This is a genomic window from Streptomyces nigra (assembly GCF_003074055.1).
In the GTDB taxonomy this organism is placed as follows: domain Bacteria; phylum Actinomycetota; class Actinomycetes; order Streptomycetales; family Streptomycetaceae; genus Streptomyces; species Streptomyces nigra.
In genome coordinates this window covers 4537837-4551980 of record NZ_CP029043.1, presented here as the reverse complement: position 1 = coordinate 4551980, position 14144 = coordinate 4537837, and the positions used below count along the sequence as shown (strand labels likewise).

The 14144-nt window shown below is 71.9% G+C and carries 10 protein-coding genes; 3 read left to right on the top strand and 7 right to left on the bottom strand.

From position 1 onward, the window contains the following. The first annotated feature begins 124 nt into the window (after window positions 1-124). Window positions 125-598 (top strand): pyridoxamine 5'-phosphate oxidase family protein, encoded by a 474-nt coding sequence (locus DC008_RS21250; protein WP_108710797.1) that lies wholly within the window; start codon window positions 125-127, stop codon window positions 596-598. A 16-nt stretch (window positions 599-614) separates the two neighbouring features. Here the strand turns inward: DC008_RS21250 and guaA are convergent, their stop codons facing one another. Continuing rightward, window positions 615-2192: a glutamine-hydrolyzing GMP synthase gene (guaA, locus tag DC008_RS21245; RefSeq protein ID WP_108708303.1), complete on the bottom strand. Its 1578-nt coding sequence runs from the start codon at window positions 2190-2192 to the stop codon at window positions 615-617. 316 nt (window positions 2193-2508) lie between these two features. Between guaA and DC008_RS21240 the strand changes: the two genes are divergently transcribed. After that, window positions 2509-2805, top strand: coding sequence for a chorismate mutase (locus DC008_RS21240; protein WP_108708302.1), 297 nt, complete (start codon window positions 2509-2511; stop codon window positions 2803-2805). Between the two features lie 445 nt (window positions 2806-3250). Here DC008_RS21240 and DC008_RS21235 read toward each other — a convergent pair whose 3' ends face one another. Continuing rightward, entirely contained in the window at window positions 3251-4420 is a 1170-nt protein-coding gene (locus tag DC008_RS21235; RefSeq protein ID WP_108708301.1) for a hypothetical protein, read from the bottom strand. Window positions 4421-4659: 239 nt separating this feature from the next. Between DC008_RS21235 and DC008_RS21230 the strand changes: the two genes are divergently transcribed. After that, window positions 4660-5736, top strand: a complete 1077-nt coding sequence (locus DC008_RS21230) for an LPXTG cell wall anchor domain-containing protein (RefSeq protein WP_108708300.1) — start codon at window positions 4660-4662, stop codon at window positions 5734-5736. 87 nt (window positions 5737-5823) lie between these two features. Here DC008_RS21230 and DC008_RS21225 read toward each other — a convergent pair whose 3' ends face one another. From DC008_RS21225 to DC008_RS21205, 5 genes are all read right to left on the bottom strand, one after another. Then, on the bottom strand, window positions 5824-7632 hold the full coding sequence (locus DC008_RS21225) for a GMC oxidoreductase (RefSeq protein WP_108708299.1): 1809 nt from the start codon (window positions 7630-7632) through the stop codon (window positions 5824-5826). A 48-nt stretch (window positions 7633-7680) separates the two neighbouring features. Further along, window positions 7681-9294 carry a succinic semialdehyde dehydrogenase gene (locus DC008_RS21220; protein ID WP_108708298.1) on the bottom strand — a complete coding sequence of 538 codons (1614 nt, stop codon included), beginning with the start codon at window positions 9292-9294 and terminating at the stop codon, window positions 7681-7683. Window positions 9295-9473: 179 nt separating this feature from the next. Then, window positions 9474-11159 (bottom strand): serine/threonine-protein kinase, encoded by a 1686-nt coding sequence (locus DC008_RS21215; protein WP_164492340.1) that lies wholly within the window; start codon window positions 11157-11159, stop codon window positions 9474-9476. Between the two features lie 80 nt (window positions 11160-11239). After that, entirely contained in the window at window positions 11240-12370 is a 1131-nt protein-coding gene (locus tag DC008_RS21210; RefSeq protein ID WP_108708296.1) for a serine/threonine-protein kinase, read from the bottom strand. Window positions 12371-12478: 108 nt separating this feature from the next. Next, window positions 12479-14140, bottom strand: a complete 1662-nt coding sequence (locus DC008_RS21205) for a serine/threonine-protein kinase (RefSeq protein ID WP_108708295.1) — start codon at window positions 14138-14140, stop codon at window positions 12479-12481. Between the last annotated feature and the right edge of the window lie 4 nt (window positions 14141-14144).

Sequence of the window (14144 nt, the reverse complement as noted above, 5' to 3'; positions counted from 1 at the left end):
GTCAGCGCAGGACGACAGGTGTACGAGATAACGATGCCGTGAACCAGGACGACAGCGGCCGTCGGCGAACCGTTCGGCGTAAACCGGACAGACGATGTCGGGTTTCGGAGTCAGACTCGGCGGCATGACAGCGAACTGGTCCGCCTTCGTCACCGCCGAGCCGGAATTGGCCCGGCTCGTCGAGGCCCGCTTCGGCGCCTTCACCCATCACGTCCTCGCCACGCTCCGCAAGGACGGCTCCCCGCGGACCTCGGGTCTGGAGGTGCGCTTCCTGGACGGCGAGCTCTGGCTCGGCATGATGCCGGACTCGCTCAAGGCCCTCGATCTGCGCCGCGACCCGCGCTTCGCGCTCCAGGCGAACCCCGGCGAGGGCCAGACCATGGGCGGGGGCGATGTACGGATCGCGGGACGCGCGGTCGAGGTCGAGGACCCCGCGCAGAAGGCCGCGTACGGCGAAGAGGTGGAACCGCCGGAGCCGTTCCACCTCTTCCGTGCCGAGCTGACGGAGGTCGTACGGACCTACGTCGAGGACGAGAAGTACCTCGTCGTCCAGGTCTGGAAGCCCGGCGGGCAGGTGCGCGTGATCAGGCGCACCTAGAAACCCGAAGGGAGATCTACTCCCACTCGATGGTGCCCGGGGGCTTCGAGGTGATGTCGAGCACGACGCGGTTGACGTCCCGGACCTCGTTGGTGATCCGGGTCGAGATCCGCCCCAGGACGTCGTACGGCAGCCGCGACCAGTCGGCGGTCATGGCGTCCTCGGAGGACACCGGGCGCAGCACGATCGGGTGGCCGTAGGTGCGGCCGTCGCCCTGGACGCCGACGCTGCGGACGTCCGCGAGCAGGACCACGGGGCACTGCCAGATCTCGCGGTCGAGGCCGGCCGCGGTCAGCTCCTCGCGGGCGATGGCGTCGGCCTCGCGCAGCAGGTCCAGGCGCTCCTTGGTGACCTCGCCGACGATGCGGATGCCCAGGCCCGGGCCCGGGAAGGGCTGGCGCTGGACGATCTCCTCCGGCAGGCCGAGCTCCTGGCCGACCATGCGGACCTCGTCCTTGAAGAGCTTCCGCAGCGGCTCGATGAGCTGGAACTCGAGGTCCTCGGGGAGGCCGCCCACGTTGTGGTGGGACTTGATGTTGGCGGTGCCGGTGCCGCCGCCGGACTCGACGACGTCCGGGTACAGGGTGCCCTGGACCAGGAACTCCACGGCCGGGCCCTCGTCGGCGATGATCTCCGCCTGGGCCTGCTCGAAGACCCGGATGAACTCGCGGCCGATGATCTTCCGCTTCTCCTCGGGGTCCGAGACCCCGGCGAGCGCCTTGAGGAACCGCTCCTCGGCGTCCACGACCTTCAGCTGCACACCGGTCGCGGCGACGAAGTCCTTCTCGACCTGCTCGGTCTCGCCCGTGCGCATCAGTCCGTGGTCGACGTAGACGCAGGTCAGCTGGGAGCCGATGGCCTTCTGGACCAGGGCGGCGGCCACGGCGGAGTCGACGCCGCCGGACAGACCGCAGATGGCGCGCTTGTCGCCGACCTGCTCGCGGATCGCGGCGACCTGCTCGTCGATGACGTTGCCGGTGGTCCAGTCGGGCTTCAGCCCGGCGCCCCGGTACAGGAAGTGCTCCAGCACCTGCTGGCCGTGCGTGGAGTGCATGACCTCGGGGTGGTACTGGACGCCGTAGAGCTTCTTCTCGTCGTTCTCGAAGGCGGCGACCGGGACGACCTCGGTGGAGGCCGTCACGGAGAAGCCCTCGGGGGCGGCGGAGCAGGCGTCGCCGTGCGACATCCACACGTGCTGCTCGGCCGGGGTGCCCTCGAAGAGGGTGGAGGACACCTTGGAGACGTGCAGATCGGTACGGCCGTACTCGCGGGCACCGGTGTTGTCCACCGTGCCGCCGAGGACCTGGGCCATCAGCTGGAAGCCGTAGCACATGCCGAAGACGGGCACACCGGCCTCGAACAGCTCCCGGTCGAGGCGGGGGGCGCCCTCCTCGTACACGGACGAGGGGCCGCCGGAGAGGATGATCGCCGCCGGGTTCTTCGCGAGCATCTCCGCGACCGGCATGGTGCTCGGCACGATCTCGCTGTAGACCCGGGCCTCGCGGACACGACGGGCGATGAGCTGGGCGTACTGCGCGCCGAAGTCGACGACCAGGACGGTGTCGGGGGCGGCGGCGGGGTTCGCTGATGACACGGGTTGCCTTCCGGCGGTGAGCGAGGTGTGTGTGGGGCCGAGTCTACCGGGCGTCGCACGCCCGCCCCGGGGCCGAAGCCCGTCTCACGATGCGAACCGGCTTGGACACCCTAGGCGAGCGCGGCATACTGGCCGCATGCTCACGCACCAGACGTTCCTGTTCACCTATGGCACCCGGCCCGCCGGCTGCCATGGTCGTGCTGCTTGAGCAACTGACAAGCGACTTCCCAGGCGCCCCGGGCCGACAAGGCCCGGGGCGCCTGTCGTTTCCCGGGTCCTGCCGCTCCGGGGCACCTCCCATCACGAGGAGCCCCCGATGACCACCACCCATGTGACCCCCGCCGAGGCGACCGGCGCCCGCACCGCCGAGGCCGCGGACGTGATCACCGGTGCCCGTGAACGCATCGACGCCCTGGACGACCGGATCATCGGGCTGATCCGGGAGCGTATGGCTGTGTCCGCCGTCATCCAGGAGGCGCGGATCACCTCCGGCGGCCGGCGGGTGAACCTGTCCCGCGAGATGGAGATCCTCAGCCACTACAGCGAGGCGCTGGGCAAGCCGGGGACGGGCCTCGCGATGACGCTGCTCGAACTGTGTCGCGGTCGCATCTGAGTTCGGCGCCCCTCTCACCCGGTCGGAGCGTGACGTCGCCCGGACCGCTTCGTTGGTACCGGTGTCCGTGCCAGCCAGGGGCGGGCCCGAAAGAACCACGCGTGGCTCGCCGGGGCGTTGTGGCGTACGGATCGCCGTACGCCGTGGGACCTCGCTCCGGGTGAGTGACCGGACGGCAGGGGACAGCAGCCCGGTCACCCAAGAGAAACGGCCGGCTTCGGGGACGCCCGGGGCCGGCCGGCAAGAACACCGACGGAGTACGGGGCGGCCCGAGCGGTTGCCGAGCCCCCGCCCGTCCCGCACGATGCGAGAGACCCTTTCAGCGGCGCACTCCCCCGGCGCCGCTCCCCCAGGCACCGGCGCGCCCTGACGCTGGTGCTGACCACAGAAGGGCCCCGCGGCCCCGCACCGCGGGGCCCTTCTCATGCCCGCGTCCGCCAGGGCGTCAGGTGCGGCTGACGACCCCGCACTCCTCACGGCGGTCCTCGGGGATGTCCTTGCTGCGGTCGTACGGGTCCGTCGTGGGGCCGGTGGGCGGTGCGCCGGTCGGCTCCGCGGAGTCGAAGTGCGGGTGCAGATAGCCGTCGTGGAGGTCGCAGGCGGTGTTGCCGACCTCCTGGTCGTAGCGCTTGACGACGATCTTCCCCGGGGTGACCTGGTAGCGGGTGGGATCGGAGACCTCGACGTCGAGGACGCGGCGGACGATGGTGCGGGCCACTTCGTCCGAGCCCTCGCGGACCAGCGGGTAGACGAAGGTGTAGTCGGCGTGCACGGCGACGGAGGCGTCCTCGCCCCCCTTGAACGTCATACGCCCCCGCGTCTTGACGACGTCCCCGGCGAGCCGCACCTCGGCGGGGTCGAAGCGGCTGAACATCCAGAGCGGGTCGTGCTTCTTGTCCGGCTTGCGCAGCGCGGTCCTCAGCAGGTCGAGCAGTTCCTTCTGGCGCGGCTCGATGACGTCGAGCGCGGTCTCCGGGCGCTCGCCGCGCAGGGTGGCCGGGTCGAGATTGGCGTCCACGAGGAGCCTGCGGGTCTGCCGCAGGGCCTGTTCCACCTGGGCCTTGGTCAGGGTGCCGACCGGGGTGGCCGCCGGGAGGGTGATACCGGCCTCGCCGTCCGCCCAGCGCTCGGCGGGCGAGCCGGCGAAGGGCCGGGCGACGGTCGGGGTGTCCGGGTCGGCCTCACCCGGCGCTGCCGTCGGCGCCGCCGTCTCCGCCGGGAGCGGTGAGGCGGCGGCCGCGTCCGAGGCCTCGGAGGCGGTGCCGAAGGGGTCGCCGGAGATCAGGGAGGGCCGTACGGCCACGACGGCCACGGCGACGGCGAGCGGCACGCCGACGATCGCCCACCACCGGCGGCGGCGGGTGGCGCGCCCGTTCATCTCCTGCCAGGCGGGGCCAATGCGCCAGCCGGGAGGCAGCTCACCGCGGGCCTCCTGGGCGCGCAGCCGCTCGGTGACCATCCGGGCGCGCGCGGACGGCTCCTTCGGCGCGGAGGCACGGCCGCGCTCGGCGTCCTCGACGAACTTCTGCAACTCCTCGTCCGAGAGGGACGGTGCGGAGGGCTCCGCCTCGTCACCGGATGCGGAGGAGGTGCCGTCTGACGGTCTGCCGGCCATGGATGTGTGAGCGCTTTCTCTCGAACTCCGGTACGGCCGCTGAGAGTACGTCAGGTCGGCGGGCCGTGATCCAGCCTCTGTGACCCAGGCCACATAAATTTTCTGTGAGTGCAGGCACAACCTTTGCGCGCCGTCGGTGATCAAAGTCTGCGAACCAAGGGCCACACCCGCGCCCCACACGCGGAGGCCTCCCGATACCCGTGCCGCGTCCGGCGGCACAACGGACTTTCGAGGTCTTCATGAAGCTTCGCCGTGCCCTGGCCGCCGCAGCGACGACGGCGGTCATAGCACCGATCGCCCTGCTGTCCGCGCCGGCCGCGTTCGCCACGGACGAGACCACCGCGCCCGCCACCACGGAGACCACCACGCCGGCCACGGGTGACACGACGCCTCCGGCCGACGAGGAGACGACGGCTCCGGCGGACGACGAGACGACCGCGCCGGCCGACGAAGAGACGACCGCGCCCGCCGACGACGAGACCACGGCTCCCACCGACGAGGAGACCACCCCCGGCGACGAGGAGACGACCACCGCTCCCGACGACGAGGAGACCACGCCCGCCCCCGAGGAGAGCACTCCCGGTGAGGACGAGGAGCTCCCGTACTGCGAGGAGGTCGACGAGGACTTCGCCGAGGAGGCCCTCGCGGTCGAGGTCAGCGCCCTCCCCGGCAAGATCGTGGCCGGCAGCGGCTGGCACTCCTTCAACCTGAAGGTCACCAACACCTCCGACGTCACGCTCAAGGACGTCGCGTTCTACGCCGAGGTCGAGAGCACCAAGTTCTGGGAGACCTGGGAGCCGACCCTCAGCCCGCACGTGGACCTGCAGTTCCGCAACCCGTCCACGAACTCCTGGGAGAGCATCAAGGGCGCCGAGGGCTTCGCCGGTGGCTACTTCTGGGGCACCGAGACGATGAAGCCGAACGACTACAACAAGATCGACCTGCGGGTGAACATCCACAAGGGTGCCCCCGCCGGTGAGTCGTACCACTTCGGCACCGGTGCCTACATCGACAACATCAACGGTGAGGACTGCATCGCCGAGGGCTTCGGCGACGGCTGGTTCTTCGACGTCCTGCCCGCCGGCGCCTCGAACGAGGACCCGGGCGAGGCCGAGCCGGGCGCCGAGAAGCCCCCGGCCGCCACGCCGGAGAAGCCGCAGGGCGGCGTCAGCGAGCAGCCGGTCACCGGCAGCCTCGCCGAGACCGGGTCCAGCTCCCAGCTGCCCGTCGTCGCCACGGTCGGCGGTGTCACGATTCTCGCCGGTGCCGGCGTGATGTTCGCCATGAAGCGTCGTCGGAGCGGTGCCGAGGCCTGAGCCTCCGCCGTCTGACGCACCACACAGAAGGACCTGCGCTCGGAGGGGGGCGCAGGTCCTTCTGGTTTTTCCGACAAGTCCCGCCGGCTACTTCTTCGGGGGCACCGCCGGCATCCCCAGGAACGGCAGCTTCAGCGCGCCGAACGCCTCCTTCGGCACCACCGGCGCCTGGGGCTCGACGGGCTTCAGCCGCTCGTACGCCGCTCCCTGCGCGGGACGCGGGTCGGCCTCGCCCTTGTTGGGCCAGTACGACATCGCCCGCTCGGCCTGCGCGGTGATCGTCAGCGACGGGTTGACGCCCAGGTTGGCGGAGACCGCCGCCCCGTCGACGACCGAGATCCCGGGGTGCCCGTACAGCCGGTGGTACGGGTCGATCACACCGGTCTCCGGGGAGTCGCCGATCGGGCAGCCGCCGAGGAAGTGGGCGGTGAGCGGGGTGCCCATCAGCTCGCCGACGTTGGAGCCGGGGAAGCCGTTGATGTCGGCCGCGATGACGGAGGCGGCCTCGGAGGCGGCCTTGATCTGCTTGGGGTTGGGCGCGCCGTGGCCCTGCCGCGCGGTCAGCAGCCCCTTGCCGACACCGTCCGGCTTCAGATACGTCGTCAGCGAGTTGTCCAGCGACTGCATCACCAGGCCGATGATGGTCCGCTCCGACCAGCGGCGGTTGGACAGCGAGCGCAGCACCAGCAGGGGGTGCCGGGCCGCGTTGGCCAGCCAGGCGCCGGCACGGGACCGGCCCTCGGCGTAGGGGACCTGGAGGATGGACAGGCCGCCCATCGAGTTGGAGCCCTTGCCGTACCGGACGGGTTCGATGTGGGTGTTCTCGTCCGGGTGGATGGACGAGGTGATGGCGACACCGCGGGTGAAGTCGACCTTGGGGGCGCCTGTCAGCTTGCGGTAGCGCCGGCTGTCGGTCTGCGCGCCCACCAGTGCCTCGGAGTTGGTGCGGGTCAGCTCGCCCAGCTTGTCGGAGAGGTGCGGCAGCTGACCGCCGGCCTTCATCCGGTGCAGCAGGGTCTGGGTGCCGTAGGTGCCGGCCGCGATGACGACCCGGCGGGCCTTGAACAGCCGGCCCTCGCCCTTGCGCCGGCTGTCGGTCGGCACGGTGGCGACGGCGTAGCCGCCCTGGGAGTCGTCGGTGACGGAGACGACCGTGGTCAGGGGGTGCACGACCGCGCCCGCCTTCTCGGCCAGGTAGAGGTAGTTCTCGTTGAGCGTGTTCTTCGCGCCGTGCCGGCAGCCCGTCATGCACTCGCCGCACTCCGTGCAGGCCCGCCGGGACGGTCCCGTGCCGCCGAAGTACGGGTCGGCGACCTCCTCGCCGGGGCGGGCCTTCGCCGTGCCCTCGGCGTCCTTGCCGTCGCCGAAGAACACGCCGACCGGCGCCATGTGGAAGGTGTCGCCGACGCCCATCTTCTCGGCGGCCGCCTTGAGGTGCACGTCGGACGGGGTCATCGTCGGGTTCAGCCGGACGCCGAGCATGCGCTGGGCCTGGTCGTAGTACGGCTTCAGCTCCTCCTCCCAGTCCGTGATGTCACGCCACTGGGGGTCCTCGAAGAACGGCTTCGGCGGGACGTACAGCGTGTTGGCGTAGTTGAGGGAGCCGCCGCCGACGCCCGCGCCGGCCAGCACCATGACGTTGCCGAGCAGATGGATGCGCTGGATGCCGTACATGCCGAGCCTGGGCGCCCAGAGGTAGTTCTTCAGGTCCCAGGAGTTCTTCGGCAGGGTCTGGCGGGTCCAGCGGCGGCCGGCCTCGAGGACGCCGACGCGGTAGCCCTTCTCGGTCAGGCGCAGTGCCGTGACCGAGCCGCCGAACCCCGATCCGACGACGATGACGTCGTAGTCGTACCCGGAACCGTCGTCCTGCTCGGGGGCAGAGTTCTCCTGTGACACGTGCTCTCCTCGTCGAAAGCGGTGGTGCGGTGGCCTCGGACAGCGGCCCTAGCGGAAACGGAGTGCCTTCATCACCCGCAGGCTCCGGCTCATGAACCGGGCGTACTTCTCGTCGTCCATCCCGAGCGACGGCGCCATCGGCAGCAGGCGCTGTGTCGCGACCGTCTGGGCCTCCGTGTACTTGAGGATGCCCTCGGAGCCGTGGCGGCGGCCGAGACCGGAGTCCTTCATGCCGCCCATCGGCGACTGGACGCTGCCGTAGGCGGGCGCGTAGCCCTCGTTGACGTTGACGGTGCCGGTGCGCAGCCGGGCCGCGACCGCGCGGCCCCGCCGCCCGTCCTTCGTCCACACCGACGAGTTGAGCCCGTACGGCGTGGAGTTGGCGTGGGCGATCGCCTCGTCGTCGGTCCTGAACCGGTAGATGGAGACGACCGGGCCGAACGTCTCCTCGGTGCACACGGCCATCGGCGCCTCGACACCGTCGAGGATGGTCGGCTCGAAGAAGTACGGGCCGATGTCGGGGCGGGCCACACCACCGGCGACGAGCTTGGCGCCCTTGGCGACGGCCTCCTCGACATGCCGGGTGACCGTCTCCAGCTGGCGCTCGCCGACCAGGGAGCCCATGTCGGCGCCGTAGGCGAGGGACGTGCCGAGCCGCATGGCCTTGGTGCGGGCGGCGAACCGCTCCAGGAAGGCGTCGGCGACGGACTCGTGGACGTACAGCCGCTCGATGGAGATGCACAGCTGGCCGGCGGAGGAGAAGCAGGCGCGGACGGCACCCGCCGCCGCCTTCTCCATGTCGGCGTCGTCCAGGACCAGCATGGCGTTCTTGCCGCCGAGTTCGAGCGAGACGCCGACCAGACGGGCGGCGGCGCTCTGCGCGACCTCGCGGCCGGTGCGGGTGGAGCCGGTGAAGGAGACGTAGTCGGCGTGCTTGACGACCTCGGGGCCGACGACCGGGCCCTCGCCGAGCACGACCTGGAAGACGTCGGCGGGCAGTCCGGCCTCGATCAGCAGGTCCCGCGCCCACAGGGCGGTGAGGCAGGTCTCCGTGTCGGGCTTCATCACCACGGCATTGCCCGCGACGAACGCGGGGAGCGCGTCGCCGACGGACAGCTCCAGCGGGTAGTTCCAGGGGGCGATCTGGCCCACGACCCCGCGAGGGTGGCGCAGTTCGGTGACCCGGGTGAGCGTGGGCACGGCACCCGTGTGCCGCTTGGGCCGGAGGTAGGCGGGGGCCTTGCGCCCGTAGTGGCGGGCGGCGACGGCGACGGCCTGCACCTCCTCGTGCGCGTGCAGCCGGGCCTTGCCGGTCTCCAGCTGGATGAGGTCCAGCACCTCCGCCTGACGCTCGAGCACCAGGTCGTGGAAGCGCAGCAGCACGGCGGCGCGCCGGCGTACCGGGACCTGCTCCCACACGGCCTGCGCCGCGCGGGCCGCCTCGAACGCCTCGCGGACGTCCTCGGGCGTCGACTCGGGCAGGTCGGCCAGCTTCTCGCCGGTGAACGGCGTGTGGTTGGCGGTACGGCCGGACCCGGCCACGCCCTTGGTGAGCTGGGCGACCAGCTCGGGCGTGACCACGTCGGCCGCGGTGCGGGCGCCCTCCGGGGCGGGGGCGAGGGGGTTCGTGCCGGTCTGGGCCGGGGCCTGCGCGTCCGTCATGAGGCGCAGGGTATGCCGCGCCGGAGCCTTTGTGTACCCGTCGGTAACGGGGATTCACCGACTGCTCACACACTGCCAGTGGACACTGGCAACAAACGCGCTGATCAGGGCGTTGCCGTGAACGCACCTGGCCGGTCGGTCTCGAGTCGGTCACGGGGCACCGGCGGCGGCCCTCCGGTTCAGAGCTTGTCGATCTCCAGATGGTCGATCGCGGTCCGCGCCACCTCGCGTCCGCGCTCCGTGAAGTCGCCCGCACCCGGGTGGACGACCGACAGCTTGTACATGTCCCCGGCGGAGGTCTTGTAGTAGAAGACGCGCAGCTCGCGCGGCCGGGGGTTCTGCGTGTCGGTGGTCGTGTAGGTGACCAGGTTCTCGGCGGACTTCCTGCCCTGGTACGTGGTCTGCTTCGGCTCGGTCCTCGGGTTCTGCGGCATGCCGATGTCGTAGTCGCCGCTCCGCTTGAAGTCGCTCTCGTCGTCGTACATCTCGGCGGCGGCGGACGCGGCGATGTCGCTGCCGGTGTCCTCGGCCTTCTTCTCCAGCGACAGGCTGACCCAGATGGCACCGCTCGGGTCGGTGTACGTGACCCAGTGGTCGTCGTCCGTCTCCTGGGGCACGGTCCGCTTGTACTCGTCCGGCACCAGCAGCGTCGCGCCGAGGGCCTTCTCCTCGTGGGTGTCCCAGCCCTCCGGCACCGACCCGGCGAACGGGTCCGCGATCACCAGATACGCCGTCACCGCGGCCGCGACCGCCGCCGCCGCGATCCCGAGCAGCGTCTTCGGCCCCAGCACGACCCCTCGCCGCACGCTCGCCGGGAGCCGTACGGGCTGGGTGACGGCCGGCTCCGGCGGGTTGGCCGCGCGTTCCAGCAGGACCCGGACCTGCGCGGCGTTCGGGCGGCGCGAAGGGTCCTTGTTCAGCAGGCCGTTGATGGCCTCGGCGAGCGGGCCCTGCGCGGCGGCGGGCGCCGCGGGCACGGCGTTGAGCACGGACTGGAGCGTCGCGGGGGTGTTGCTGCGGCGGAACGGCGAGACGCCCTCCGTCGCCGCGTACAGGACGACGCCGAGGGACCACAGGTCGCTGGCCGGGCCCGGGCGCTGGCCGAGCACCCGCTCGGGCGCGATGTACTCCGGAGAGCCGACGAAGCCGCCGGTGTCGGTCAGATTGGTCTCGCCCTCGATCTGGGCGATGCCGAAGTCGGTGAGCACGACCCGGTCGTGACGGCCGAGCATGACGTTGTCCGGCTTGACGTCCCGGTGCAGGATGCCCGCCGCGTGCGCCGCCTCCAGGGCGCCCAGCACCTCCAGGCCGATCCGGGCCGCCTCCCGGGCGTCGAGGGTGCCCTCCTGGAGCGCGTCCCCGAGGGAACGTCCCTGCACCAGCTCCATGACGATCCAGGGGCGGCCGTCCACCACGGCCACGTCGTGCACGTTCACCACGGCCGGGTGGTCGAGCCGGGCGGCGGCGCGCGCCTCGCGGCGCATCCGCTCGAAGGCGTTGGCCCGTTCCCGCTCGGGGAGGTGGTCCGGTACGCGGGGTTCCTTCACGGCGACCTCGCGGTCCACCGTCTCGTCCTTGGCGCGCCAGACGGTGCCCATGCCGCCGTGACCGAGCTTGGCGAGCAGCCGGTAGCGGCCCGCGACCAGCCGGCCGGTGCCGGGTTCCGGCGCGGACCGGGCGGGCCGCCCGGAAGACGCGGCTCCGGCGGACCGTACAGGGGCCGCCTGCTGCGGTACGGCCGCCGTGGGCGCCGCGTACGGGTTGTCCGGGTGCGGCACATGGGCGAACGGCGCCGGCTGCGGAGGCTGCAGTTCAAAGCTCGTCGGCTCGTCGGGCCGGTCTGGGAATCCCCCGTTGCTGCTCATGGATCCATCCATATCGTGCCGGGCGGCCGGGGATCCAGCGGCGGCGCCTTCGGTCACACAGCCGTGACGCGGGTCGCTCCTTATCTCCGGTTCGTCCCGGACGAAGGCGTTTCCGGGGTCGGGGAGTCGGGGGACCTGTCGGGGGTGGCCGTCGGCCCGTCGGACGGGCGTTCCGTATCGCTCGCCCCCGCCGACGGGCTCGCCGAGCTGGTCGGCGGCACGTCGGGTCCGCCGCCGCCCCCGTCCGCCAGCAGCGCCGCCGCCGCCCCGGCCACCGCCGCCGCGGCGGCCAGCACCACGGCCGCCGCGACCTTGTGGGTCGTCCAGGGCCGCTCCGGCCGCTCCGCCCGCCTGCTGAACCGTTTCGGCAGCAGATCCTCGCCGGTCGTCAGGAACTCCCGCAGCATCCGCTCCGCCTCCGCCGCGTCCAGCCGGGCGGCGGGGTCCCGCTCCAGCAGGCCCTGGACGACGGGCAGGATCGGCGCCGCCTGCGCGGGCGGCCGCACCTCGTCGGAGACCACGGCCAGCACGATGCCGCTCAGTGAGTCGCGCCGAAAGGGCGACTCACCGCTCAGCAGCGCGCACAGCAGCGCCCCCACCGACCACAGGTCGGACGCCGGACCGGTCCGCGCCCCGGACATCCGCTCGGGCGCGGTGTACTCGGGTGACCCCACGAAAGAGCCGGACTCGGTCAGCGTGCTGCTGCCCGGCACCCGGGCGATGCCGAAGTCGGTGAGAACGACACGCTCGGTGCCGCTCTCCACCAGCACGTTGGCCGGGGTGATGTCCCGGTGCACCACCCCGGCGGCATGCGCCGTGCGCAGCGCGTTCAGCAGGTCGGCGCCGATCCGGGCGGCCTCGCGGGCGTCCACGGGGCCGTGCGCGGCGAGCCGGTCGGCGAGCGAGTCGCCGTCGATCAACTCCATGACGATGTACGGGCGTTCGCGCTCCTCGATCACGTCGTGGACGACGATCACATGCGGGTGCCGCAGCTGTGCCACCGCCTGAGCCTCGCGTAGCCACAGCGCACGCTGCCGTCGCGCCTCGGACGCGCTGAGCGTCTCGTCGACCGGGATCTCCTTCACGGCCACCCGTCGCCCGAGCAACTGGTCGGTGGCCTGCCAGACGACGCCCATGCCGCCGCGGCCGACCTTCGCCTCGAGACGGTAACGCCCCGCTATCACACGGAAGTTGGCCCCCTCGGTCCCCATGCGACTCATCATGCCGCACCGGACGCTCCCGCTCCGGGCACCGATCGGCCAACTGTGCACAGCAGCAAAGCACGTCAAAAGCCGCCGACCACAGGGGGCGCGGGTGGGTCAGGAACCGGTGCGCCAGCCCCGCAGCACCGCCGAGAACTGTTCGCGGGCCTCCGCCCAGTCCTTCTGCGGCGAGGACATGTAGATCGCGTACTCGGTGCCGTCGCGGTCGATGTACCCCTGGTCGATGGCGCGGCGGGGGCCGGGGAAGGGCGTGTCCTTGGGCTGCGCGTCCCAGGTGTACTCCCACAGGGAGCCGGCGCGGTCGCGGTAGAGGTTCTCCTTCAGGTACCCCAGCCGATACCCGATGAGCCGGTCCTTCACCTGCTGTTCCAGGTCGACGAAATGGTCGTGGGCGGTCGCGAAGTCGGGCGAGGTGTCGACGGAGACCCGGACGAAGTGCTCCCCGCCGTCCGGGGAGTAGTCGACCTGCTGAAGGCCTTCGACCTCCTTGCCGACCACCTTCCGCTGCCAGCCCTCGGGCAGGTACAGGCTGAAGCCCAGGGGGTCGTCGACCTTCTTCCAGGAGGACGGCACCCCGCTCACGTCCACCTCCGCCTGCTCGGTGGCCGATTCCTTCGGGGTGGCGGGCGTGGACGGCGGCGCCGAGCTGACGGACGAACCGCCGCCGCCCGAGCCCCACTTCTGCAGCACCACGGCCGTGCCGCCGCCGATGACCGCGGCCAGGGCGACGACCAGGGCGACCGAACGCAGCCGGCGCCGCTTCGGCGCGGGGGCGGGCGGAACGGCCGCGGCCGGCTGCCCGACGGGCGGCCCGAACGCCGTCGGACCCGTCGTCGGCGGATACGGCGTGGCGCTGTGCACGGCACCCTGACCGGGGGCGGTGTGGGCCTCCGGCTCGTACCGGTTGTGCTGGGTCGGCACATAGGCCTGCGCCTCGCTGGGACGCCGTCCCTCAGCCGCCTCGGCCAGCATCTGCTCCGCCTCGGCGGCGTCGGGGCGGGTGACCGGATCCTTGCGCAGCAGGGCGGTGATCACGGGTCCCAGGGGCCCGGCCCGCTGCGGCTCCCCCGCGTCCTCCTCGACGACCGCCTGCATGGTGCTCAGCGGGGAGGTGCGGCGGAAGGGCGAACGGCCCTCGACCGCCGTGAAGAGGGTGGCGCCGAGCGCCCACAGGTCCGAGGCCGGCCCCGGATCGTGTCCGCGGATGCGCTCAGGTGCCAGGTAGTCGACGGAGCCGACGACCTCTCCGGTGCGGGTGATCGTCGTGTCGCCCTCGATCTGGGCGATGCCGAAGTCGGTGAGCAGGACGCGGCCGTCCTCGGCCAGCAGGACGTTGCCGGGCTTGATGTCGCGGTGCAGGACGCCCGCGGTGTGCGCGGCGCGCAGCGCCCTCAGCACCCACAGCCCGATCCGCGCGGCCTCGGCGGGCTCGACGCGCCCCTGGTCCTTGACGGCGTCGGCGAGCGAGCGGCCCTCGATCAGCTCCATGACGATCCACGGGCGCCCGTCGTGCTCCAGGACGTCGTGCACGGTCACCACGGCGGAGTGGTTGATGCGCGCGGCGGCCCGCGCCTCCGCCCGGGTACGGGCGAGCAGCCGGTCCTGGTCGCTCTCGGAGACGTAGAGGGCGGCGGTGAGTTCCTTGATGGCCACGGCCCGGTGGAGCACTTCGTCGTGCGCACGCCAGACGCGGCCCATACCACCGCTGCCGATGGCCTCGGTGAGCCGGTAGCGGCCCGAGACGAGCTGGCCCTGCATCTTA

Bases quoted from the DNA above. Each gene is read 5' to 3' on its own strand.
- DC008_RS21250 (WP_108710797.1), top strand. From the start codon at position 125: ATGACAGCGAACTGGTCCGCCTTCGTCACCGCCGAGCCGGAATTGGCC.
- DC008_RS21240 (WP_108708302.1), top strand. From the start codon at position 2,509: ATGACCACCACCCATGTGACCCCCGCCGAGGCGACCGGCGCCCGCACC.
- DC008_RS21235 (WP_108708301.1), bottom strand. From the start codon at position 4,420: ATGGCCGGCAGACCGTCAGACGGCACCTCCTCCGCATCCGGTGACGAG.
- DC008_RS21230 (WP_108708300.1), top strand. From the start codon at position 4,660: ATGAAGCTTCGCCGTGCCCTGGCCGCCGCAGCGACGACGGCGGTCATA.
- DC008_RS21220 (WP_108708298.1), bottom strand. From the start codon at position 9,294: ATGACGGACGCGCAGGCCCCGGCCCAGACCGGCACGAACCCCCTCGCC.
- DC008_RS21215 (WP_164492340.1), bottom strand. From the start codon at position 11,159: ATGAGCAGCAACGGGGGATTCCCAGACCGGCCCGACGAGCCGACGAGC.
- DC008_RS21210 (WP_108708296.1), bottom strand. From the start codon at position 12,370: ATGGGGACCGAGGGGGCCAACTTCCGTGTGATAGCGGGGCGTTACCGT.
- DC008_RS21205 (WP_108708295.1), bottom strand. From the start codon at position 14,140: ATGCAGGGCCAGCTCGTCTCGGGCCGCTACCGGCTCACCGAGGCCATC.